Source organism: Tianweitania aestuarii (genome assembly GCF_018457165.1).
GTDB lineage: Bacteria > Pseudomonadota > Alphaproteobacteria > Rhizobiales > Rhizobiaceae > Tianweitania > Tianweitania aestuarii.
The window spans coordinates 352274-375160 of the sequence record NZ_JAFMNX010000001.1; the positions used below are offsets into that span (position 1 = coordinate 352274).

19 protein-coding genes and 1 tRNA gene are annotated in these 22887 nt (G+C 60.4%); 10 read left to right on the top strand and 10 right to left on the bottom strand.

The window, feature by feature from the left end:
• The first annotated feature begins 105 nt into the window (after positions 1 to 105).
• From yacG to JYU29_RS01750, 4 genes are all read left to right on the top strand, one after another.
• Positions 106 to 315 (top strand): DNA gyrase inhibitor YacG, encoded by a 210-nt coding sequence (gene yacG, locus JYU29_RS01735; protein WP_213983051.1) that lies wholly within the window; start codon positions 106 to 108, stop codon positions 313 to 315.
• A 220-nt stretch (positions 316 to 535) separates the two neighbouring features.
• Positions 536 to 611 (top strand) — tRNA-Phe (locus tag JYU29_RS01740).
• 643 nt (positions 612 to 1254) lie between these two features.
• Positions 1255 to 2424, top strand: coding sequence for an FkbM family methyltransferase (locus tag JYU29_RS01745; RefSeq protein ID WP_213983052.1), 1170 nt, complete (start codon positions 1255 to 1257; stop codon positions 2422 to 2424).
• Positions 2425 to 2429: 5 nt separating this feature from the next.
• Positions 2430 to 4589 carry a glycosyltransferase gene (locus tag JYU29_RS01750; protein WP_213983053.1) on the top strand — a complete coding sequence of 720 codons (2160 nt, stop codon included), beginning with the start codon at positions 2430 to 2432 and terminating at the stop codon, positions 4587 to 4589.
• Between the two features lie 74 nt (positions 4590 to 4663).
• On the opposite strand, the gene rfbD is transcribed toward JYU29_RS01750, so the two are convergent.
• The 5 genes from rfbD to JYU29_RS01775 form a co-directional block, all read right to left on the bottom strand.
• Positions 4664 to 5539: a dTDP-4-dehydrorhamnose reductase gene (rfbD, locus tag JYU29_RS01755; RefSeq protein ID WP_213983054.1), complete on the bottom strand. Its 876-nt coding sequence runs from the start codon at positions 5537 to 5539 to the stop codon at positions 4664 to 4666.
• Positions 5536 to 6600, bottom strand: a complete 1065-nt coding sequence (gene rfbB, locus JYU29_RS01760) for a dTDP-glucose 4,6-dehydratase (RefSeq protein ID WP_213983055.1) — start codon at positions 6598 to 6600, stop codon at positions 5536 to 5538. The genes rfbD and rfbB overlap by 4 nt, the downstream gene beginning before the upstream one ends.
• A gap of 12 nt (positions 6601 to 6612) precedes the next feature.
• Positions 6613 to 7167, bottom strand: a complete 555-nt coding sequence (gene rfbC / locus JYU29_RS01765; RefSeq protein WP_213983056.1) for a dTDP-4-dehydrorhamnose 3,5-epimerase — start codon at positions 7165 to 7167, stop codon at positions 6613 to 6615.
• 204 nt (positions 7168 to 7371) lie between these two features.
• Positions 7372 to 9771 carry a pyrroloquinoline quinone-dependent dehydrogenase gene (locus JYU29_RS01770; protein ID WP_213983057.1) on the bottom strand — a complete coding sequence of 800 codons (2400 nt, stop codon included), beginning with the start codon at positions 9769 to 9771 and terminating at the stop codon, positions 7372 to 7374.
• A gap of 34 nt (positions 9772 to 9805) precedes the next feature.
• Complete coding sequence (locus JYU29_RS01775; RefSeq protein WP_213983058.1) at positions 9806 to 10192, bottom strand: hypothetical protein; 387 nt, start codon at positions 10190 to 10192, stop codon at positions 9806 to 9808.
• A gap of 255 nt (positions 10193 to 10447) precedes the next feature.
• On the opposite strand from JYU29_RS01775, the gene JYU29_RS01780 reads away from it, so the two are divergent.
• Positions 10448 to 10753 (top strand): DUF982 domain-containing protein, encoded by a 306-nt coding sequence (locus JYU29_RS01780; protein WP_213983059.1) that lies wholly within the window; start codon positions 10448 to 10450, stop codon positions 10751 to 10753.
• A 181-nt stretch (positions 10754 to 10934) separates the two neighbouring features.
• Here the strand turns inward: JYU29_RS01780 and galE are convergent, their stop codons facing one another.
• Positions 10935 to 11954, bottom strand: a complete 1020-nt coding sequence (galE, locus tag JYU29_RS01785) for a UDP-glucose 4-epimerase GalE (RefSeq protein WP_213983060.1) — start codon at positions 11952 to 11954, stop codon at positions 10935 to 10937.
• 569 nt (positions 11955 to 12523) lie between these two features.
• Between galE and JYU29_RS01790 the strand changes: the two genes are divergently transcribed.
• The 4 genes from JYU29_RS01790 (at position 12524) to JYU29_RS01805 (ending at position 17211) form a co-directional block, all read left to right on the top strand.
• Positions 12524 to 14266: a GumC family protein gene (locus tag JYU29_RS01790; protein WP_213983061.1), complete on the top strand. Its 1743-nt coding sequence runs from the start codon at positions 12524 to 12526 to the stop codon at positions 14264 to 14266.
• A gap of 115 nt (positions 14267 to 14381) precedes the next feature.
• Positions 14382 to 15275, top strand: coding sequence for a bifunctional methylenetetrahydrofolate dehydrogenase/methenyltetrahydrofolate cyclohydrolase FolD (gene folD / locus JYU29_RS01795; protein ID WP_213983062.1), 894 nt, complete (start codon positions 14382 to 14384; stop codon positions 15273 to 15275).
• A gap of 54 nt (positions 15276 to 15329) precedes the next feature.
• Positions 15330 to 16292, top strand: coding sequence for a GlxA family transcriptional regulator (locus tag JYU29_RS01800; protein WP_213983063.1), 963 nt, complete (start codon positions 15330 to 15332; stop codon positions 16290 to 16292).
• Between the two features lie 151 nt (positions 16293 to 16443).
• Positions 16444 to 17211, top strand: a complete 768-nt coding sequence (locus JYU29_RS01805; RefSeq protein ID WP_213983064.1) for a hypothetical protein — start codon at positions 16444 to 16446, stop codon at positions 17209 to 17211.
• Here JYU29_RS01805 and JYU29_RS01810 read toward each other — a convergent pair.
• Entirely contained in the window at positions 17162 to 18490 is a 1329-nt protein-coding gene (locus tag JYU29_RS01810) for an NAD(P)H-dependent oxidoreductase (RefSeq protein WP_213983065.1), read from the bottom strand. The two genes, JYU29_RS01805 and JYU29_RS01810, sit on opposite strands and share 50 nt — an antisense overlap.
• Positions 18491 to 18625: 135 nt before the next feature.
• Between JYU29_RS01810 and JYU29_RS01815 the strand changes: the two genes are divergently transcribed.
• Positions 18626 to 19930 carry a lipopolysaccharide biosynthesis protein gene (locus tag JYU29_RS01815; RefSeq protein ID WP_250157139.1) on the top strand — a complete coding sequence of 435 codons (1305 nt, stop codon included), beginning with the start codon at positions 18626 to 18628 and terminating at the stop codon, positions 19928 to 19930.
• Here JYU29_RS01815 and JYU29_RS01820 read toward each other — a convergent pair.
• The 3 genes from JYU29_RS01820 to JYU29_RS01830 are packed head-to-tail and all read right to left on the bottom strand — an operon-like array spanning position 19927 to position 22789.
• The gene (locus JYU29_RS01820) at positions 19927 to 20838 is read right to left on the bottom strand and encodes a DUF6492 family protein (protein ID WP_213983066.1); all 912 of its coding nucleotides are present in this window, start codon (positions 20836 to 20838) and stop codon (positions 19927 to 19929) included. The two genes, JYU29_RS01815 and JYU29_RS01820, sit on opposite strands and share 4 nt — an antisense overlap.
• The gene (locus tag JYU29_RS01825) at positions 20835 to 21617 is read right to left on the bottom strand and encodes a WecB/TagA/CpsF family glycosyltransferase (protein WP_347879831.1); all 783 of its coding nucleotides are present in this window, start codon (positions 21615 to 21617) and stop codon (positions 20835 to 20837) included. The genes JYU29_RS01820 and JYU29_RS01825 overlap by 4 nt, the downstream gene beginning before the upstream one ends.
• Positions 21614 to 22789, bottom strand: coding sequence for a glycosyltransferase (locus tag JYU29_RS01830; protein ID WP_213983067.1), 1176 nt, complete (start codon positions 22787 to 22789; stop codon positions 21614 to 21616). The genes JYU29_RS01825 and JYU29_RS01830 overlap by 4 nt, the downstream gene beginning before the upstream one ends.
• Between the last annotated feature and the right edge of the window lie 98 nt (positions 22790 to 22887).

The window sequence follows — 22887 nt, forward strand, 5'->3', positions numbered from 1 at the left end:
GGCTTAGCTCTTCGACGATGGCAGACAGCGCCAGGCGATCTTTTCGCGACGCGCTGGTGCCCCTATCTTTCCATTTTCCTGCAGACCTGATTGGAGCCGCCAGCCATGGCTGAGACGATCGTCACCCCTTTGCGCCCCAAGCGCCCATGCCCGGAATGCGGCCGCCCCTCCCAGCGCGCCACGTTCCCCTTCTGCTCGCCACGCTGCAAGGACATCGACCTCAACCGCTGGCTATCCGGCGCCTACGCGATCCCCGTGCGCGACGACGAGGAAGACGAGCAGGAAGCGACAACCGGGACCGGCGACCGTAGCTAAAGGGGCGCAGCTAAGGGGCATTGAGAGCCTTTCTGCCGCGGTTTTGGGCGTGACAATCCCGCTCGGGCCTGCTGTTGCGCGGTGGCCTGTGGGTAAGCTGACGAATGTTTTCGGAAATGTCATTGGGGTGCTGGACAGGGCCGAAACCCATGCTATAACCCCGCTGCTTCCGGCGGAGCACCAACCCCGCCGACCCAAGGCTTTTGCCTCGGACCTGGATGCCCAAGTAGCTCAGTTGGTAGAGCATGCGACTGAAAATCGTAGTGTCGGTGGTTCGATTCCGCCCTTGGGCACCATTTTTATTCCCTTAAGAGTTGTTGTTTGGTAGCTAGTCAGCTTCGGGTTGCGGTCTGGCGGATGCAATGTGACGACCTGCAAAGGTGCATGGCCGTGGCGCCTCAAACTGTCATTACAAAGGCTCAGAGATATGTGTTTGCCTGACGGTATAATGGCTATAGGGTATTGAAGTTGGTCTATAGTCCGATTGCGCCCGCACTTAAATGTGGTGCAAACGTCAGAACGAGCAGGCTTTCCATTATCCTGAGTGGAAGGAAAGTCGCTCATTATACTCAAGGTTGTGCCGAATTGAGCCTGCGCTTCATACGGGCGATCTAAACTCTGGGAGCTTCAAACATGTGACCCATGCGGCCGCAGTTTGTTTTTCGGCAGCATTTGAACGATGTTAGCGACATTTATCCTGGCTTGGTCTTGAGACAGACGAGCAAAAAACGTTTCAGTATGTCACCATCGAAGATGACTTGTCTTAAGGGGTGCCAGTTTCGAGCCGAGTGCCGTTGCTGATACCGTATAGATCGTAGGGGAGGGCTAGCTCGGTTCTTCGCCAGCTTCACTCTTACGCTTGCTTCGGGACCCAAGTGTGCGCTGGCAGGCATAGCCTGTCAATTGAATAGTGTTCCTTCGAATTTGTGTGTGCTTTAGATGGTTCATCGAGAATTGCCTGTTACTCAAACTCCTTGGGGTTCTATAACCTACCTACCCAAGGATGGCCCGATAGGAGTATCGCTCGACAGGTTGGGGGCATGGGCCGCGTGCGAGATCCGCTTTCTTCGCTCGCTAATAGGTCCTGGGGCTACTGTCATAGACGTTGGGGCGAATATCGGGACACATGCTATCGCTTTAGCTGGCCGGATTGGGCCTAAGGGGTCTCTGATCGCGTTTGAGCCGCAGAGCTTTATAGCGGAAATTTTAGAGAGAAATATTTCTGCCAACCATTTGAGCAACTGCCAAGTCGTTCGATCGGCAGCGGGCAACAAAGATGATGTTGCTTGGATAGGGGAGCAGAGCTTTTTTTCACAAGCAAATATTGCAGCCGTGCCCCTGCGCAAGGAAACGTACAGTAAGGGCGGCGAGACTCGGGTAAAAACGATCGACGCTTTGTCGCTCTCTCAATGCGACCTCATTAAGATTGACGCTGAGGGTATGGGGGCTGAGGTCCTGCAGGGGGCAATAGACACCCTGAGACATTGCCAGCCGATAATCTATCTGGAAGCGAATAATCTGGAGCATGCGATACCTGCTGTCATGCAACTGGATCGTGACGTGTACGAGTTCTTTGTTGTGACCAGTCCAGCACAGGTCGGCAGTGCTGATGATGTGTTTGGCTTTGCAACCGAGACTTCGATCCTCGCGCTTCCGAAAGCACTTAGAAAAACGTTGGTCGATACTGGCTCGGAGTGCCAAATCCAGCCCTTCTCTACCTTGGACCAGTTGGCCGATGCGGTTCTGAAAGCGCCGCGCTTTGGGGATCCCGACAAATTCTTTCGCAATGCAGAGGCTGTCCGACAGCATTACCAAGCTTTGGTCGACAGCTCCAAGATCGAGAACGAGCATCTGAATTCTGAACTCACGAGAGCACGCTACAGAGAAGCGCTGTACTATAATCAGCTCACGTCGTTGAAAGCCAAAGTAGAGGCCGGAGCATATTTGGGCGTTCAATCCACTGGTCGGCTGCGAAGTGAGGAGAGCCGGGCCAGCGAGGCTGAAAAGCAGGTTGTGGAACTACGAAATTCAACCTCTTGGCTGGTTACCGCACCTATGCGGTGGGTGGCTATCATCTCCAGGAAGCTCCTTGAGAAGCTGAGGGGCTGACGATCATGTTGAACCGCAATCGAAAACCATTGGACGTTACGCCTGCAGAATGGAGCCGCATTCTTGAAGGTGGCCGCATCCAACCGAGCTCAGCAGAGAAGGCTTCAGTTGATATCATCGTACCAGTGTATTCTGGCTATCAGGAAACGCTACGGTGTATTGCAAGTGTTCTGACAAGTACCAATACAACTGTCTATCGGCTTGTTCTGGTCGATGACTGTGGACCTGACGCGGAACTAAGGCGGCGTATTGGTGAACTGGCTGATCACCCGCAGGTCACAATCTTGGTCATGGAACGTAATTCCGGCTTCGTTGCTTCCTGTAACCGCGCTATGTCCCAGCGAAACGGACGGGACGTCGTCCTCTTGAATTCCGATGCCGAAGTTTATGGGAATTGGCTCGATCGTCTACGTTCAGCCTGTTACTCAGATGACGATATTGGAACGGTGACGCCGCTGACCAACAACGGCGAAATCTGCAGTTATCCTCACTTTATCCGTGACAATTTCCGGCCCCTGGAGATTTCCGACGCGGAACTCGATCGTTTTGCATCAGAAGAAAACCCTGGATTTATCGTGGATGCCCCGACAGGCGTGGGCTTTTGTATGTACATCCGGAATGCTCTCCTGGACGCTGTCGGATTGTTCGACCTCGTTTTCGGCGCCGGTTACGGGGAAGAAAATGACCTTTGTCAGCGGGGCCTTGCGGCTGGTTTCCGTAGCACGATTACCGCTGATACTTTTGTTACTCACTACGGCGGCGTTTCTTTCGGTGCGAGTAAGGCTAAGCGGATCGATAACGCGATCCGCTTGATCTCAGAGAGACACCCCAACTACTTAGCCGAAGTGGGAGATTTCATACGTGAAGACCCGTTGCGTCCTGCTCGTATACGCTTGGATGAGCGCAGGCTGCAGAACGAGAATATAAAGCCTGCTGTCTTCATTGTTACGCACGCGCTTGGTGGAGGTACCCAAAAGCATGTTGAGGAGTTGGATAACCGCCTGATCGAAGCTGGGCTTCGGGTTGTAATAGCGGCGCCTGTTGAGGGAGATTCAGCGTCCTTTGCACTGCATGGCGATGTAATTGAAACGCCAAACCTCGCCGCGACGTCGTCCTTTCCGCTCACGCGCGAAGGCCTCCGCGAAGCAATAACAGCGCAAAGAACTGGTTTTGGTCATGTTCAGCATACGATTCGCTTTGGGAACTCGCATCCGAGCCTGTTCGGCGGAGCTTTCAAAGCAGCAGGTGTTCCATACTATGTAACTCTTCACGACTATTTCGCGATATGTCCTCGGGTGACCATGATTGATGGTTCTGGAGTTTTCTGCGGAGAACCGGCGGTATCTGTCTGCGAAGAATGTGTGGCGATGAATGGCTCATCGGTAAGCGTGAAAAGTGTGCCTGTTTGGCGAAAAGAGTGGGCTGCTTTCATACAAGGCGCTGTATCAACCTATGTGCCGGACGAGGATGTGGCTGAACGTTTGAGGCGGAATCTGCCGCAAGTATCATTGAGTGTCAGGCCCCACTTTGAGGCTGCATTTCGGTCTTCCATCAAAGCTAATAAGGTCAATAATCCTGAGGGGATCGTCAGAATTGGCATCATTGGGGCGATTGGACCCCACAAGGGATCGCGTATCTTGCGTGATCTTGCTCAAATCAGCCAGTTGAGTGAGCTTCGCATCGAATTTTCACTTATCGGTTATAGCGATATTGACGAAGAGCTTTGCTCCTACGAGAACTTCAGCGTATCAGGACCTTATAAACGGGCTGATCTTCCAAGATTGATAGACGCAGCGAATATCGACAGGATTCTCTTGCCTGCAGTATGGCCGGAAACTTATAGTTATGCTCTTACAGAAATACTTCGGGCCGGCTGTCTTCCTGTTGCCTTCGAGATAGGCGCGGTCGCCAACCGTTTGCGCCGGTACGGGGTCGGCAGACTTGTTCCCCTGATCTACGCTTTTGATCCGGTCAGTCTTCTTGATGAGTTGGTTCGGCCGATCGCTCAAGATGAGGTCGGGGAAATCGACACATTTAAAGATGCTGCGTATAGTAACTTTTTAAGTGAGTACTACAGCCTTGAGGTGCCACAAGGGGTTAATTCCGGCTTGCACGGCGATAATCAGGTCAGGCTCGGCCTTGCATCAAGACATGTTTTTGCCTGATGTTAATATCGCAAAGAACTGAAAAGCGGGGTCAAGAGATCGCGGATCTTGTATCGCTTCCTTTGTTAGGGCAATTATGCAAGCGCCTGTATGCCGGCGCTTGCAGCATCCCGCCACGCCGGTAGACCAAAGCCGAACACAGCCTCGACCTTTCCATTCGCCAACCGCGAATTGGCAGGCCGCTTTGCCGGGGTCGGGTAGCCCGCCGTTGTGATCCGTTCGACCTTGGCCGACGGTCCGCCGCGTTCGGCCGATTGGCGGAAGATTTCTTCGGCGAAGTCGGCCCAGGTGCAGGTGCCCTGGGAGGTCATGTGGAAGATGCCGCGCCAGCTTGGATTGGTGGGGGAGGCGAGGGCTTTGTCGAGGACGCGTGACAGGCCTTCCGCGATGTCGGGCGCATAGGTGGGGCTGCCCCATTGGTCGGAAACGACGCGCACGGTGTCGCGGTCGGCGGCGAGGCGCAGCATCGTTTTTACGAAGTTGTTGCCGTAGGGGCTGAAGACCCAGGCAGTGCGCAGGATGACGTGGTTGGGGTTGGCTTCGGCCACGGCGCGCTCGCCGGCGAGCTTGGAGCGGCCGTAAACGCTTTGGGGATCGACGGGGTCGTCTTCGGTGTAGAAGCCGTCCTTGTCGCCTGCGAAAACGTAATCGGTGGAGATGTGCAGGATCGGGAAGCCGGCCTGGTGCGCAGCTGTCGCGAGAACGCGTGGGCCGGTCTCGTTGGCTGCAAAGGCCGCTTCCGGTTCGGACTCCGCCTTGTCGACAGCCGTATAGGCTGCGGCGTTGATGAGTGCGGCGGGCTGGTGCGCGCGGATAGCGGCTTCAACGGAAGCGGGGTCGCAGATGTCGAGCTCGGGACGCCCGAGCGTCACGAACTGACGATCAGGTGTGGAGATCGCGGCAAGCGATTGGGCGACCTGGCCGGAGCGGCCTGCGACGAGGATCTTCACAAGGCTTTCCGCTGTCCAAGGCGCTCGCCGGAATACTTCTTGGCGCGGATCGGACCCCACCATGCCTGATTGTCGAGGAACCATTGCACGGTCTTTTCCAGACCGGTCTCAAAGGTCTCCTGCGCCTGCCAGCCGAGTTCCGTTTCGATGCGGCTGGCGTCGATCGCATAGCGCAGATCATGGCCCGGGCGGTCCGTCACAAAGGTGATGAGGTCGCGGCGCGAAGAGGCGTTGGGGAGGGGCTGCAGGCGATCCAGCACGTCGCAGATGGTGTGCACGACAGTGAGGTTGGAGCGCTCGTTGCGGCCGCCGATATTATAGGAACGGCCGAGTTCACCCTTCGTGGCGACGAGCACCAGCGCGCGCGCATGATCGTCGACGTAAAGCCAGTCGCGCACATTCTCGCCATTGCCGTAAACCGGCAGCGGCAGGCCTTCCAGTGCGTTCAGGATCACCAGTGGGATGAGCTTTTCGGGGAAATGGTAGGGGCCGTAATTGTTCGAGCAATTGGACAGAACGACCGGAAGCCCGAACGTATGATGCCAGGCATTCACAAGATGATCGGACGAAGCCTTGGATGCCGAATAGGGCGAGGACGGCGCATAGGGCGTGTCCTCGGTGAACATCTGGTCGTCGAAACCAAGCGTTCCGAACACTTCGTCGGTGGAGATGTGGTGGAAGCGGAAGGCATCGCGCTTGGCGCCCGACAGGCTGTTCCAGTAATCGCGCACCGCTTCGAGCAGGCGGTAGGTGCCGACGATATTGGTCTGGATGAACTCGGCCGGACCGTCGATCGAGCGGTCGACATGGCTTTCGGCAGCCAGATGCATCACGATGTCGATGTCGTGCTTGCGCAGGATCTCACCGACCTTGGCGCTGTCTGCGATATCGGCCTGAACGAAGCTGTAGCGCGGGTCGGCGTCGATCGAGGCGAGCGTCTCGAGGTTTGCTGCATAGGTCAGCTTGTCGAGGTTGACGACGGTGTGTTCGGTTTCGTTGATGAGGTAGCGGCAAACGGCTGAACCGATAAAGCCGGCTCCACCTGTTACGAGGATGTTCATCGCAAGCGATCCTTAGAAAACGAGAGAAACGTCGCGCAGCAACGGCGCAACCTTGTCCTTGTCGGACAGATGCGGGGCCTGTCCCTCGATCGGCCAATCCACGGCGATCTCGGGGTCGTCCCAGCGGATGTTGCGGTCATGCTGAGGGGAATAAGGGGCGGTCACCTTGTAGAAGACTTCGGTGTCTTCCTCGAGCGTGAGGAAGCCGTGTGCGAAGCCTTCCGGCACGAGGATCTGGTTAAAGCTGTCGGCCGACAGAACGAGGCTCGCCCATTTGCCGAAGGTCGGCGAATCCTTGCGGATATCCACCGCAACGTCGAAGATGCTGCCACGCAATACCCGAACCAGCTTGGCCTGGGCAAAGGGCGGCTCCTGATAATGCAGCCCACGCAGCGTGTACTTTTCGCGCGAAAGCGACTGATTATCCTGGATCCACTGACCGGGAAGACCGGCATCGATCAGTCGCTGCTGGTTGAAGGTTTCAGAGAAGAACCCACGATTGTCACCGAACTTGCGCGGCGTGAGCTCGACAACATCGGCAATCGAAAGCGGGGTAACGGTCAACATGAAAACTCAGCCTGAACGAGCGAATGGATGGTCGAGCTATTAAGGGAATGCGCTATGCCTGTCGACCGGGGCCTAGCGGGGCACATCAAAAACGTTTCGTTGTTGCTATTCGAAGCACCGTCGGTCCCCACGGCGCAATGTGCCAAGCACACGAAAACGGCGGACCCGAAGGTCCGCCGTGATCGTTGTTCCAAGTGCCCAGGCTCAGTTCTGAGGCAGAGCATAAGCGACGTAGTAGTCGCCGACCGGCGTTTCCATGAAGTGGTGGCCGCCGGCCTGGATCACGAGATATTCGCGTCCGTTCTGCTCGTAAACGATCGGGTTTGCCTGGCCGCCGGCCGGCAACACGTCCGACCATACAACCTCGCCGGTCTTCACGTCGATGGCGCGGATCAGGTCATCCGTGGCTGCGGCGATGAAGATCAGGCCACCTTTGGTGACAACGGAACCGCCATTGTTGGGCGTGCCGATGGTCAAAGGCAGGAAGGACGGGATGCCGAAGGGGCCGTTGCGACGGGCAGTGCCGATCGGCTTGTCCCACAGCGTTTCACCGGTCGCGAGATCGATGGCGCGGATGCCGCCGAGCGGAGGCTTTTTGCAGGGAATGCCGGTGAACGGCGCGCGCCATCCGGCATTCACGTCGATCGCGTAAGGCGCGCCGGCCTGCGGATCGCCCGAGCCTTCGGCGTTCGAGCCGGACTTCGATCCACCCTGCGTCTCGTTGATCGGCTTCAAGCCGCGCTCGTCGGCTTCTTCGCGGGGGATTAGGCGGTTGTGGTTCGGCACGTCATTGTAGTTGGCGATGATGATGCCGCGTTCGGGATCGATCGCCACGCTGCCCCAGTCCGAACCGCCATTATAGCCGGGATACTGGATCCAGTAGGTGTCGGAGGTCGGATGGGTGTAGATCCCCTTATAGGTCGACTTGCGGAAGGCGATGCGGCAGAACAGCTGATCGAGCGGCGTCACGCCCCACATATCGGCTTCGGTCAGATCGTCCTTGCGCAGCGTATGATAGCCGGAAGCCGGCTGCGTTGCCGCATAGTTGCCGTCCTCGACGCCACCGGATGGGGTCTTGATTTCCTCCATCGGCACCAGCGATTCACCGGTTTCGCGATCGAGAATGTAGATGTCGCCTTGCTTCGACGGCAACACAACGGCGGGTCGGTTTCCGCCCTCGGCGGGGAAGTCGATCAGCGTCACCTGGCTGCCGAGATCATAATCCCAGACATCCTGGCGCACCGTCTGGAAGCGCCAGCGCGGCTTGCCGGTGGTGACATCAAGTGCCACGAGCGAGGTTGACCACTCGTTTTCGGCTTCGGACCGGTTGCCGCTCCAGTAATCCACGGAAGAATTGCCGAGCGGCAGGAAGACGAGGCCGGACTGTTCGTCACCGGTTGCGGTGGTCCACATGTTCGGCGTGCCGCGCGTATAGGTCTCGCCGTCTGCTGGAAGGCCGGTGAGTTCGGGGTTGGCGAGATCCCAGGCCCAGGCGAGTTCGCCGGTCACGGCATCGAAGCCGCGGATCACGCCCGAGGGCGCATCTTCGGCCTGGCCGTCCTTCACCTGCGCGCCGGTAACAACGATGCCGCGCACAATAGCCGGAGGAGCGGTGACCGCATACCAGCCCGGCACTTTCTCGCCGATGCCGGTCCACAGATCAACGGTGCCGTTCTCGCCAAAATCTTCGCAAGGCTGGCCGTTCTTGGCATCCACGGCGATCAAGCGTGCATCGATGGTGGCCTCGATCACGCGTGCAGCGCAGGCCTGTTCGGGTGCTGCGTCGGGAACTTCGTAATAGGAGACGCCGCGGCAGGATGCGCCATAGGGAATGGCCTCGGCGGGCACCTTCGGATCATAGCGCCAGCGCTCTTCGCCCGTTGCGGCATCCACGGCGGTCATGATGTTCATGGCCGAGCAGATATAAAGCGTGTTGCCGATCTTGAGCGGCGTGCCTTCAGGCGAATACTTGTCCTTTGTCGCACCTGTCGGCATGTCGCCGGTGCGGTAGGTCCAGACCTTCTCCAGGTTGGATACGTTTTCGGGCGTGATCTGGCTCAGCGGGGAATAGCGGGTCGCCTGTTCGCTGCCGCCCCAGAAAGGCCAATCGGCGCCGACTTCGCGCTGCGGCGTGACCGGACGCGCCGCCTGAACGGGAGCGGCGTTGCCTGCATCCGTTGCGCTGCCTGGACCCGCGTCGCTCGCATCGCCGGGCTGCTCGGGCGCGCTTCCTGGTTCGGTGGAGGGGGTCGCCGGCATCGCTTGCGGCTGCTCGTCGCCACCTTCGGCAGGCTGCGTTGGCGTTGGCTGGACGCTTTCGCCTGCAGGCGCAGCGGGTTCTGCCGGCGTGCTGGGCTCGGCTGACCTAGGCGCTGTTTGGGGCGCAGCCGGCTCTGCGGGTGTTGCAGGCGTCGTTTCGGGTGCGGTCGGTGCAGCAGGTGCTTCTGGTGCCGGCGTTGCGGGAAAAGCAGGTGCCGGCTCGTTTTGATCGGTCCCGGTTTGTGGCGGCGTCGTGTCCTGCGCGAAAGCGGGCAGCACGGACAGGGCAGTGGAAAGACCGAACAGTCCCGCTGCTGCGGAGCGCGTCAAGCGTTTCATAGGCATGAGCGATATCCTCGAATGAGCGAAAGGGCGACGATCAACGCCGACGGCGCGGGCGCGACAACCGGGACAGAACCGGCATCGTTGCAAGCACCAGGATCAGGATCACGGTCGGCGCCACGAGGCGCGGCACCTGGGCCCACCAGTCGAACCCGGCTTCCCAGAAGGCCCAGATCACCGTTCCGATATAGGTGAGGAGGTAGATCGACACGGCGGCAAGCGAGCCGCGGAACAGGTAAAGGGCCGTCATGAGCAACCCGAAGCCTGCGAAAACGTAGTACCAGGAGCCGCCAAGCGCCATCAGATAGGCGCCGCCGCCGAAGATCGGCAGGCCGAAGAGAATGAGAACGATGCCGAGCGCTACAACCGCCCAGTAGCCTGCGCCGCGCTGGCGCGTGACGGATCTCGATTGAAGAGAACTCACCGCTTCCTCCATTTCCCGTTTACTTGAAGAGCCTGTTGCCCAGCCGCTGCCAGGCTCGCCCCTAGCCTTGGTACAAGAACGACTTAAGTCAAGGAACGGTCACGGCAATGGTGATCCCCAAACAAACTGCGGGCGCGGCATTCAGCGTGGTTGCATGCGATTTCGGTTGGGACGTTAAGATTTGCGTCGGTGGTGGAACATTCTCTTCATTGTGGACTTCTAAGGAAAGTTTCTGAACGCGTGTAAGGAAGACCCATGAACGCCCAGTCATTCGATAAACCTGTTGCGGTGCTTGTTGGTCTCGGATTCGTTCGCGTCGTGCCAACGGTTATGGCCGCCTATGAGATGGTCGCGGAGTGGCCGGCTTCTCCGCGTAGCCTGCCGCATGCAGCGGCGCTGGATGCCTGCCGTGCTGCACTGAACGGTGAAGGTAAGCCGGAAGACGCCCATGCCGCGTTTCTGCGCTTCGCCGAGCACACCGGAATTTTGATGGATGACACAGCAGCGATGCTGCCGGCCGCAACGCAGGCGACGCTCCGCCGCGCGCCGGGTTTGAACTAAGCGCCAGGCAACTTCCAGGGGCGCTTAGGAATTAAGCAACTTTCCAGTTGCGCAATAATCGGGCATCGTCTATACAGACGTCACGGTCGCTCAACCTCCTCCCTGAGTGATCGCATCGAACAAGCGCCTGCCGCACCTCCTCCCGCGGCAGGCGTTTTTCGTTTGCGATCCGAGTGGATGATCAGACGGTCATTGCGGCGGTCGGGGCAGGGGTAAAGGCATTGCGCCGCCCGAGCGTGGTTTCCCAGGCCAGTGCGTGTCCAACGATCGTATCGAGATCGTCGTAGTTCGGCTGCCAGCCGAGCTCCGCGCGCGCCAAGGACGCATTGGCGACGATCGCGGCCGTGTCGCCTGGACGCCGACCCGCTAGTTCAACCTTGAAGTCGACCCCGCTCAAACGCTTCACGCTGTCGATCACGTCGAGCACGGAATAGCCATGGCCGTAACCGCAATTGGCGATGATGCTGTCGGCGCCGGATCGAAGCCGCTTCAGGGCGAGGCGATGCGCCGCCACAAGATCCGAGACATGGATGAAATCACGCACGCAGGTGCCGTCCGCCGTGTCGTAGTCGGTGCCGAACACGCTCATCTTTTCGCGCTTGCCGAGCGCCGTTTCGCAGGCGACCTTGATCAGGTGCGTTGCGCCGGGCGTTGATTGCCCGGTCCGCGCTTTCGGATCAGCGCCCGCCACGTTGAAGTAGCGCAGGGCTGTGAAGGTGAGGGGATGAGCGGCAGCGGTGTCGCGCAGCATCCATTCGGTCATCAGCTTGGAACGGCCGTAGGGCGATTCCGGATCCTTCGCCATGTCCTCGCTGACCGGTTCCTTGCCGGTGCCGCCATAAACGGCAGCCGTGGAGGAAAAGATGAAGTGCGGAACGTTGCCGCGAACGGCACTTTCGATGAGTGTACGGGATTTGGAGGTGTTGTTTTCGTAGTAGCCGAGCGGATCTGCGACCGATTCCGGCACCACAACGGAGCCGGCAAAGTGGATGATGGCGTCGATGTCGTGTTCGCCGATCAGTCTTGCCAGCAGGTCCTTGTCGGCAACGTCACCTTCCACGAGAACGGCTTCGGGCGCGACGGCCCATTCGTAGCCGGTGGACAGGTGGTCCAGAACGACGACATCCTCTCCGTCGTCAAGCAACTCCCAGACCATGTGACTGCCGATGTAACCCGCTCCGCCCGTAACCAGTACCGCCATCTGAGCCTGTCCTTGCAGCTTGTGGTGACCTCTATAATGGGTGTTGGGGGCACGTGCGAGCCACATCCATCAAGATGGTGACATTCGCGTTATCTGGCTTAACCTTTTCTTTTCCAAGCTTGTTCAAGGTGCTTTAACTTCACGAGCCCGAGGCCGGAACTGCGCGCGCGATGTTTGATGCCGATGACGATCATCGCGGGAACGCCAGTTCCCGGACGCGCACAGCGTCATCGCTTCTGAGCATCCGTGGCTCATCCGCTTCCCATCCTTCGACGTCACGAACCAGCGACCATGCGGCCGCGAACGCTGCAGACGCGCATGCCGCGACTTCGGACGCCGGTGAACCGTCTGCCGTCCCGCGCGACGATGCGTCGAGGCGAAAGGGGCCGCTCGGGCGTTTGCGTGAGCGGTTCTCGCGGAAGAAAGAGCGCGCGGAGAGCAAACCTGCTTTCCGAGCCCCTTCGGCTGCACCAGGAGCCCTGCTGCCGCGCTCGTCCCTTGCTACGCCCGTTGCCGCCCCGGCTGACGACGACGCATGGCGTCCGCTGATCGATCCGGGCACCGTTCTGATGCGGGTGGTCCGCTCGCCTTGGACCATTCTCCTATGCACGGTCGCGGGAACCGCGCTCGGTGTTCTGATCGCGCTGAACACGCCGAAAATTTATGAAGCCGCAACCGACCTGCTGATCGATCCGCGCGATCTCCAGATCGTGGATCGTGAAATCAGCCAGTCCGGATTGTCGTCCGATGCCGCCTTGGCGCTGATCCAGAACCAGATGCGGATCATGACCTCGGGCAATGTCCTGAACAAGGTCGTGGACGAGCTCGGCCTTCAAAACGATCCCGAGTTCAACGGACAAGACGGCGGCATCGATCTTAACCCGTTGAACCAGCTGCGTGCTCTTCTGGCGCCGCCAAGCGATGGCGCGCCGAACCCGCGCATTCAGCGAACCATTACGGTCGAAAACCTGTCGCGCCATGTGTCGGTTACGCGCGACAGCAGCACCTTCGTGGTGACGATCTGGGCGCGGGCGCGCGATCCCGAGAAGGCGGCGGACATTGCCAATGCGATGTCGGCGGCGTTTCTCGAAACCAGCGCGCAGTTCCAGGCTGAAACGGCTGGCCGTGCAACCAGCGAGCTGACCGGTCGGCTGGATGAGTTACGCGGTTCGGTTGAAGATGCGGAACGCAAGGTCGAAGCGTTCAAGGCCGAAAACGGCATTGTCGACGCGCAAGGCCGTTTGATCACCGACGACGAGATCCTCAAGCTGAACGACCAGCTTTCGGTCGCGCGCGCCCGGACATCGGAACTGCGAGCCCGTGCGGCAACCGTCGGCACGCTGAATGTCGATGCCGTTGTTGGCGGTATCCTGCCGGAGCAGGTCAACTCGCCGGTGCTGGGCCAGCTGCGCGGCCAATATGCGGCCTTGAGCCAGGAAGCGGACCGTCTCGCCGTACGGCTCGGGCCGCGCCATCCCCAGCGCCTGGCGGCGGATGTTCAGCTGCGAAGCGCGCGCGACCAGATCGCGCAGGAGCTGCGGCGCATCAACAGCTCCGTTCAGGTCGAACTCAGCCGCGCCGAGCGGCTCGAAAGCGATCTTGCCGAGCGGCTCGAAACGCTGAAAACCCGCCAAGGCGATCTCAGCAGCGAGCGCGTGACCTTGCGCGAACTCGAGCGCGACGCGGCATCGAAGCGGGCCGTGTATGAAGCCTACCTGCTGCGCAGCCGCGAAACGGGCGAACAGGAAAACATCAACACCGCCAACATCAACATCATCTCGCCGGCCACCGCGCCGCTGCAATCAAGCGGCCTGTCGCGTTCCAAGATCGTGATCATCGGGCTGATCATGGGACTGGCCGCCGGTATCGGCTTGGCGCTGCTGCGCGGCGTGTGGGACAGTTTGCGCCAGAACACGGTTGTCCGCTCGCGCCAACGTCGCGGTGTCAGGCCGGCGGTTGTTTCCGCGTTGCCGGTGACGCGTTCATCGGCGCGCCCGGTTGAAGAAGCACGGCCCGCTCCCGCATCCACGCCCACTCAACGAGCCGAAGCGCCGCAGTTTCCGTGGCAGGGAGCGCAAAGGCAGGGGCAGAGAGGACAAGGGGCGGCATCGGCGCAAACCGGATGGCGTCGTCCGGAAACGGTTCCACCTCTTTCGGCCTATGCTGCGCAGTCCGCGCAGCGGGTTGATCCTCCGCAACGCGCGCAACCCGCCAACAGCTTCGAGCGCTCGGCGGTTGAAGAAATCCGCGCCAGCCTGCGCGAGTTTCGGGAAGCGGTAGAAGAGCTGAAGCAGAACCGTCAGCGGCCGTAAAAACAAGCAGGCAAGGGCTCAGCATTGCGGAAGCGGCATATCGCGCCGTTGCCGTGGAAGTGCTATCGCCCATGACACGCTAAATCGAATAGGCGGTCTGCAGGTGGAGAAGGTTATGGCTGAAGTCATAAACGGCAAGCTGGTTGGCGAAGAGGTCGTCGCCAAGGTGAAGGACGCAACAACGAGCCTTCTTGAAGGTGGTGGCGTGCAACCGGGCCTGGCCGTGGTGATCGTAGGCGAAGATCCCGCCTCCCAGGTTTACGTGAATTCCAAATCCCGCAAGGCCAAGGAATGCGGCTTCCATTCCGAGCAGCACACGCTGCCGGCTGAAACGTCCGAAGCCGATCTTCTCCAACTGGTGGAAAAGCTCAACGCCGATCCGGCAATCCACGGCATCCTCGTTCAGCTTCCGCTTCCCGCCCATATCGACGCAGCGAAGGTGATCCAGACGATCGACGCCGAGAAGGATGTCGACGGGTTCAACTTCACCAATGTCGGCAAGATCGGCGTCGGCGAGTTGGACACCGCCTTCGTGCCCTGCACGCCGGCCGGCTGCATGATCCTGATCGAACGCGTTCATGGCAAGGACCTGTCCGGTCTGAACGCCGTGGTGATCGGGCGCTCCAACATCGTCGGCAAGCCGATGGCCAATCTGCTGCTCGCCGCTAATTGCACGGTCACGATCGCCCACAGCCGCACCAAAGATCTCGCAGCACTCGCCCGCACCGCCGATATTTTGGTGGCCGCCGTTGGTCGGCCGGAGATCGTCAAGGGCGACTGGGTCAAGCCGGGTGCGACCGTGGTGGATGTCGGCATCAACCGCGTGGTTGCGGCTGAAGGCGAGAAAGCGCGCCTGGTAGGCGACGTCGCCTTTGCCGAGGCTTCCGAGCATGCGGGTGCGATCACGCCGGTTCCCGGTGGCGTCGGTCCGATGACGATCGCTATGCTGATGGCGAACACACTGGCCTCCGCTTACCGGTCTTGCGGCAAGCCAGCACCGCAGTTCTGAGCGCCTCACCTCCAATCATGTCGCCGCACCAAGAGCGGCTTAGGATGCACTGGAATGTCTGATCCCGCTGGCGGTGGCCGGCACTTCGCTTTTCTGCTGGTCGACAAGTTCGCGATGTTTTCGTTGGCGGCAGCCATCGACACCGTGCGTTCGGCCAACCGGATGCTGGGCCATGACTTCTATCGCTGGACCACCATTTCCGCCGATGGCGAAGGCGTAATCGCTTCCAACGGTTTGCCGTTGAAGGTGGATTACAGCGTCGCCGACATTCCGCCGGCCGACATCCTGTTCGTCTGCCTTGGTCTCAGCACCGATTTTCCCGGCAAGAGCAAAATTCTTGCGGCGCTGCGCAGCTGGGGACGTCGAGGCGGCGCCATGGGCGCACTGTCGGCCGGCTCGTTTCTTCTCGCGGAAGCCGGGCAGCTCGAGGGGCATCGCTGCACCATTCATTGGGAAAACCGCGCCGGCTTTCGCGAGCGCTTTCCCGACATCGAATGTACCGGCAATGTTTATGAGATCGACCGTAAGCGCTACAGCTGTGCCGGCGGGACGACCTCGATCGACCTGATGCTGGAGATCCTGCGTAGCGACTTCGGGCAGGGCTTGGCCAATGAAGTGGCCAACCAGTTCCAGCACGAGCGCATTCGTTCTGCCGGCGACCGCCAGCGCATCGGCCCCGAACGCGATCTGACAGGCAAATCCGAAAAGCTGCGCAAGATCGTCGAACTCATGGCCGACAAGCTGGACGAGCCGCTTTCGGCCGTTCAGCTCGCAAAGGCGGCAGGCCTGTCCGTGCGCCAGGTGGAACGGCTGTTCTTACGTCACCTCAACATGACGCCCGGCCGCTACTACATGCGCCTACGTCTGGAACGCGCCCGCGAACTGCTGCGCCAAACCAACATGCCGATCCTCGACGTGGCCATCGCGACCGGCTTTACCTCCCACTCCTACTTCGCCCAGAGCTACCGCCTGCAATTCGGGCGACCGCCGAGCGAGGAGCGACGCACGACTTATTGAACAAGCTGGTCCCCGGGCTCACCTGCTTCGACCATGCTGTTCGCGTAAGGGAGCCTTGTGGATTCATGTGGGCGAGCGACCTGCGCGCCTTGTGTTGAGTAACTAATATACCCTAGGGCCCTTCATGACAGTTACATGAAGGAAATACGACGTGTTGCAGATGGGACGTCCAGGCCGATTTTTGCAAGGTACTTGCCTCGCATTGCTTCTCGGCTTGGTGGTGACGATGATCGCTGTGAGCTTTGCTTTGCATCGCGACAGGGAGCTTGCGGCCTATCTCATGAAAGAGAATGGTCCATTTGAACTGATTGGATTTGCGTCCTGCATCGGAGCGACAATTATGCTTGCTCTTGCTTGTGCCAGATACTTCAAGCGCCAGGCAAAGGCTCTGGCTTTCTGGTGCGGCCTTCTGGCGCTCGGCTTCTTCATGATCGGAATGGAAGAGATCAGCTGGGGGCAGAGCTTCTTCGCCTGGACGACCCCGGAAGTCTTTTCGGCCAATCAGCAGTCGGAAACCAACCTGCACAACATGGGCTTCATCCATTTGCGGGCACATGACATCGGCATCACGCTGCTCGCGCTTTACTTTGTCGTACTGCCGACGGCCTATGCGGGTGTTAAGGCCGTTCAGACGACGATCGACCGCATTGAACTGCCGGTGCCGCCGCTAGCGGTGTCGATGCTGTTCGCCGCCTGTTTCGTTTTCTTCCAAATCCTGTTTTCCGTGAACTACCACAACTCCCAAGGCGTCCCGATCAACTACGGTGAGATGCAGGAATTCGTGTACCAGATCTGCTTCCTTGTTTTCGCCTGGTCGGAATTTGCGAGGGCGGGAAGCGCGATTGCAGATCCAGCCTGGCGAAAATCGACTAACCCGCAACAGAGCTCCCGAACACCATCTCGTCCTGTTTTTGCCTGAGCTCGAACAGGCGCGTCGTGCGGTCGGGATTGGCGTTGGCGTAGGTGATCAGCTCGCCTTTCTTGATCGGCGTGAGCACCGTGCCGCCTTCTAGCAATCCGCAAGGAACGGCGCGGGCGTCGCGCGCATCTTCGGCCGTCATGATCCAGGAGCGGTAGGTGTATTCGCCGATGGCGTCGAAGTGTTCGCCTGCTGCCAAGTCGCGCTTGGCGACGGCGCAGACTTCAGCCACCGGGCGGTCGAGCGGCACCATGTCGGCCTTGCCGTAGAGCACGACGCGGGCGCAGGTCAGCGGCACTTCGAGGCTGGTGAGGTGGAACGGGCGGTAGAAGGTGAAGTAGGGACCTTCACCGAGCTTGAGGTCTTCCATGCGCTCGCTGAGGCGCGGATGCGCCATTTCGGCGATCACGAACACGCCGGGCGCGACGCCCTTGCCGATGGAGAAATCGACGACGCCCTTCTTCGACAGAACGCCGCCGTCTTCGACCGGACACAGCACCTTCGGCAGGTCTTCGAGCGTAGCGGCTGGGCCGTGCATGCCGGCCTTATCTGGAACGAGGCCCGTGGCGTTGGCGATGGCGCACATCTCGACCATGGTCTTGGAGCCGTCGACGAACTCCACCAGCATGCGCGGGTTCATGTTGCGGCGCTCGGCTTCGGCGCGATAATCGTCCGGCACGGCGTCGTGGTTGAGCGGATTGTTCTTGCCCTTGCCGGCGGCGACCACCGTGTAGCCAAGAGCGGAAACCAGCTCGATCAGCTCCATGCAGGAAGAGGGCTCGTCGCCGGCGCCCACGGAATAGATCACGCCGAGCCGGTCGGCGGTCTGGCGCAGATAAGCGCCGATCGTGACATCGGCTTCCACATTCATCATAACGAGATGCTTGCCATGTTCCATCGCGCGCATGCCTAGGTCGGCCCCCGCAGTGGGTTTGCCGGTAGCATCCACCACGACATCGACGAGCGCACAGGACAAAGCCAGTTCGGCATCCCGCACGATTGCCATCTTGCCGGCTTCCACCACACGCGTCACGCTTGCCGCATCACCGGCTTCTTCGGCGCTGGTCCGGTCGAGTTCGGCGATCCGCACCGCATCCCAGGCGCGCGTGCCGCTGCGGTCCACGACGACCGCCACCTCGATCCCCTTCATCAGCGCGACCTGCGTGATGATGTCGGTGCCCATTTCGCCGCAGCCGATCAGCCCGATGCGAACGGGTCGGCCTTCTTCGGCGCGTTTTGCGAGATCGCGGGCAAGGCCGGTTGGCGCGACATTGAGCATGGGGGGCATCCTTGGGCGGGCTTCAAGATGCCGTTGATAGAGAGCGCCCGATCCTGTTTGTCAACGCGAGCGCCTAGTGGAACAGAGGCTTAGCTGCCAAACCGCGCGTTAAGCACCGCCTGCTAAAGACGGCCGATGGTTCAACGCCTTTCCCCACGCGGACAACAACGGGTCGCCGGCGCCGTGTCACGGCTTTGGGCGCAGCGTGCCGTTGCGCGCGATTATCTCACCGCCATCAGCGGTTCGGCCGGGCGTCTGGTGTTTTCGCTGATCTACTTCGTGGCGCTGGCCAACACCCTGACCATCGCGGAATTCGGCCTGTTCGCCACGGCGTCGGCGGCCGGCGTGATGTTGTCGCGTATTCTCGGCTTCGGCTTCACAGCGCCCTTATACCGCGTGGCGACAGTGCGGCCCCGTTTGATCGGCATCTTTGCCGGTGGTTTCCTCATGATGGGCGCGCTATCCCTGCCGGTCCTGGCGCTGAGCAGTGCTCTTGTGTTCGCACTGTTCTTCGGCGGTGATCTCAACCCGATCATCTTTGCCGAGATCGTGATTGCCGAAGCGCTGTTGTGGCGGCCAGCGGAAACGATCGTGATCGTCAACAATGGCATGAACCGGTTCGGCCGCGCTTCGCTGCTGGTGATCCTCGGAACCGTGCTGCGAGCCGCGGCGGCAGGTATGTTCGCACTGACGGCAGCCGGACATGGACTTGCTCTGGCGGAGTGGGTGCACTTCTATCTTGCCGCCAATGCCGCTGCGCTGCTGATCGCCATCTTGGTTTTCACCCCACCGATGCGGCTGCAGATCCGTCCGCGCTATTACTGGAAGCGCCTGCCGGACGCGCTTTACGTCGCCGGCGCGGAGCTGCTGTTTTACCTGCAGATGGAGTTCGACAAGCTGCTCGTTCTTTCGCTGGGCGGCGCGGAACTCGCTGGCATCTACGCGATCCTGATGCGGCTGGTGGATCTGACCGCCATTCCCATCCGCACCTTCACGATGATGCTGGTGCAGCGCCTGATGCGGCTTCCGGACATGATGAAGCGTTGGCGTGTCAGGATCGGTCTGGAGGCCGGTGTGTTCCTGTTATCCACCGCAGCGCTTTTCGTTCTGGCCTTGATCCTTGCTGTCGCCCCCAACGCGCTTGGCAGCAATGTCGCGGCGGCGGCGGGTCTCGTGATGCTGGCGCTCGCAATACCCGGCTTCCGCAATCTCACCGAATATCATTCCGAACTGCTGTTTGCCCGCGGGCAAACGCTGCGCCGCGCGATCAACCTCCTGATCCTGACCGGAGCAAAGCTCGCAATCCTGACCGTGCTGATTGCCGAAGCCGCTGACCCCGCTATCCTCACGCTGTGGTTGAACGGCGGGTTTGCGCTGCTTTACGGGATCTCGGCCGTGCTGACCTACACGGCACTGCGCAAACCCGCCAAGCTGATCTAGGCGAGGTCGAGCGTTGCGCGGATCTGGTTGATGTCCGTGCCGGTAAAGGACTGGATGCCGATCGCCACCTGATGTGCGGCCATGCCCCGCACGAAATCCCGCAGACCGCCGGCCGAGAGTTCCGGCCCGAACCAGTATACACGGCAAAGCTCGCGGTCGCTGTGGTAGTGGTGCTCCAGGCCCTCAATCTCGTCGACATAGCGGCCATAGATCGTGCATTCGGAAAACTGGCGCTGCGAGCCCAGCACCTCCACCCAATGGCGGCCATGAACGGCTTCGATCCGCTCGCACATCGCGCGGATGCTTTGCCGGCGCCATGAAATCAGCGTGACGATGTAGTCATGTGGTGACAGGGTCGGCGGCTCGATGCCGAGCGCAAGGGCTGCGTTGGGCGACCAGCGGAAATGCTCGCGCCGCTTGCTCTTGGCAAGACCGTCATCGCGGCGGAACAACTGGAGCTTGCTTCCGCGCCACATGCTCCGGCAATCGAAGTCCCTGATGAAGGCGACATCGGAATCGACATAGATCAGCGCATCTTCTTCGATCGCCGCGTGCAAAGCGATGCGGCGAAGCTGCTGCACATGCCAGCCGCGAAGCGGCATGGTGCGGGTGCTCAGCCAGATGCGCTTGGTGAAAAGGCTGGTGGGATCGGGCAGCGCATGCAGCCAGGATGGCAGCAGATCGCGTTCATCGACAATCGTGCGCTTCGGTCCCTGCAGCTGCCGGAATAGCTGAACGTCGTTATGCGCTACCAGAATGTAGTGATGCGCCATGTTGGTGACATGCGCGTCGATCGTTTCGCAAAGCAGACGACAGCGTTCGAAGTCCGGCCCGTAGCTCGCCGTTACGATGGCAGCGCTTTGACCCGGTGCTGTCGTGTTCACGATGCCAGGCTGGCTGTTGGTCACGAGCGCCCACCAAGCGGCAGACGCTGCCGCATCACGCGCCAAAGAAAGGCCGGCACGCCCAGAACATAGCGCCGGAACAGGCGGCGCGGCTCCACGGCGAGGCGATAAACCCATTCCATCCGCATGTTGCGCACCATCACCGGTGCGCGCGGCACCGCACCGCTGACGAGATCAAACAGTGCACCCACCGCGATCGGCAGGGTGCAATGATCCGCCGTGAGATGATCGGCGATCCACAGCTCCTGACGGGGCACGCCCATAGCGACGAACAGCACGTCCGGCTTCAGCGCGGCGAGATCGGCGAGGATGGTTTGTTCCTGCTTCTTGTCAAAGAAGCCATCATGGATGAACACATAGCGGTGCTGCGGCGCCAGCTTGGTGAAGTAAACCACCGCGCTTTCGGCACTCTTGCGGCTGGCCCCGAGCAGCGCCACCGTCATTGGCGTCTTTGCTTTCACCAGCCAGTCCGGCACGAAGTCGGTGCCATTGAGATTGGCCGGAAACGCCGAGCCGTGCAGAACGGATGAGGCGATGTCGACACCGATGCCATCCGGCAAAACCACGAAGTCCCTGAGGATGGCGGCATAGCGGGTGTTGCCAGCAGTCAGGTTCGCGTTATGCGCGTTCATGAAGCCGACGCGGGTGAAGCGTTTCTCGCTGACGGCCCGATCGAGCAGGTCGATCGCTTCCTGCCAGCCGAGTGCCGCAACGGGCGTGCCCAGGATGTCGCGGGTCGGCAGGGTGGCAAGGAAAGCAGGCGAGGAAGGTAGGATTGTCACGCTGCCTGTCTCCGGAGGGCGAACGACAAGGCGGCCAATCCTCGTAGGATCTGCCGGTCCATCGCTGTCATCTGCGCTGCATGGAAGCCGCGCCCGTCACCCTCTGGCAGGCGCAGACGCGTGGCATGGGTGAGGGCAAGCGCAAAGGCTGCTGGATCATCAGCCACGGTGCAGTTTTCCGGCACATCGGCAATGCCGCGCAGGGAAGAGCGCGTGGCTACCGCCGGCATTCCGAGTTCGAAGGTCTCGATCGTCTTCAACTGCACTCCGCTTCCTGCCTGGCTGATCAGCGGAATGACCTTGGCGCCGCGCACGAAGTCGGTCGCGTCCTTAACCCGCCCGACGAATTGCACACCGGGATGATCGGAGCGCAAGCCTGGCGGTGCATGGCCGGCGATCTTCACCGTCATATCGTCGGGCAGATGAGGCACGACGCGCTGGAGGAACCAGTCGAGGCCGATCCGGTTCGGCTGCCATGTCCAGGTGCCGATCAGCGCCAGATCATAGGTGGGCTGGCGTGAGGGGAGCGGGGCGGGCGCCGTTTTGCGTGTGGTCAGCGGCAGGGTGGCGGATAGACGATCATCCGCTATCCCGAGCGGCGCACGATCGTCTTCGGCGAGCGTGAACACGAAATCGGCCTGGCCGCACAGCTTTGCTTCAAGCTGCTTCAGGAGCCGGGCCTCGCGCGTGTAAAGCAGCCGTTCCACAAGGGAGCGGGCCGCCGCCGCGTTTTCCGTCGCGGATTGATGCTCGACATTATGCGCCACGAAGATCGATGGCTTGTTTCGAAACAGCTCCGGATAAGCGCCGGCAAGCGTCACGCCGTTCAGCACATAGCCGTCGAAAGGCTCCAGCTTCTGCAAGGCCTGGCGCACACGCGCTTCACCGGCCTTGCGCAGTTTCACCGAAGAGAAGGTGTGGCCTTCAACGATGGCGCGCCCCAGCCATAAAAGGCGCTGTTTGGCGGAGGCTGTATGGGTCTGCACATCCACGGAGCCGAGAAGCACGGTGTTGTCCGGATCGATCGGTTGCTTGCCCGGCCAGGTGAAGCCCACGACACTGACCTTGACGCCCGCGCGACGCAGACCATCGATGATCGCGGCATTCGCGATCTCATAGCCGGTTGTGAGTGTTCCATCGGGAACGAGCGACGTCACGAAGACCAGATGCATTCCACTCGTCCTGTTTCCACCGTCCTATTTTGGCGCAATGAACGCTTGTTTAAACCATAGCTGCAAAAAGACTGCCAATCGCAGAACTTACCTGTTGG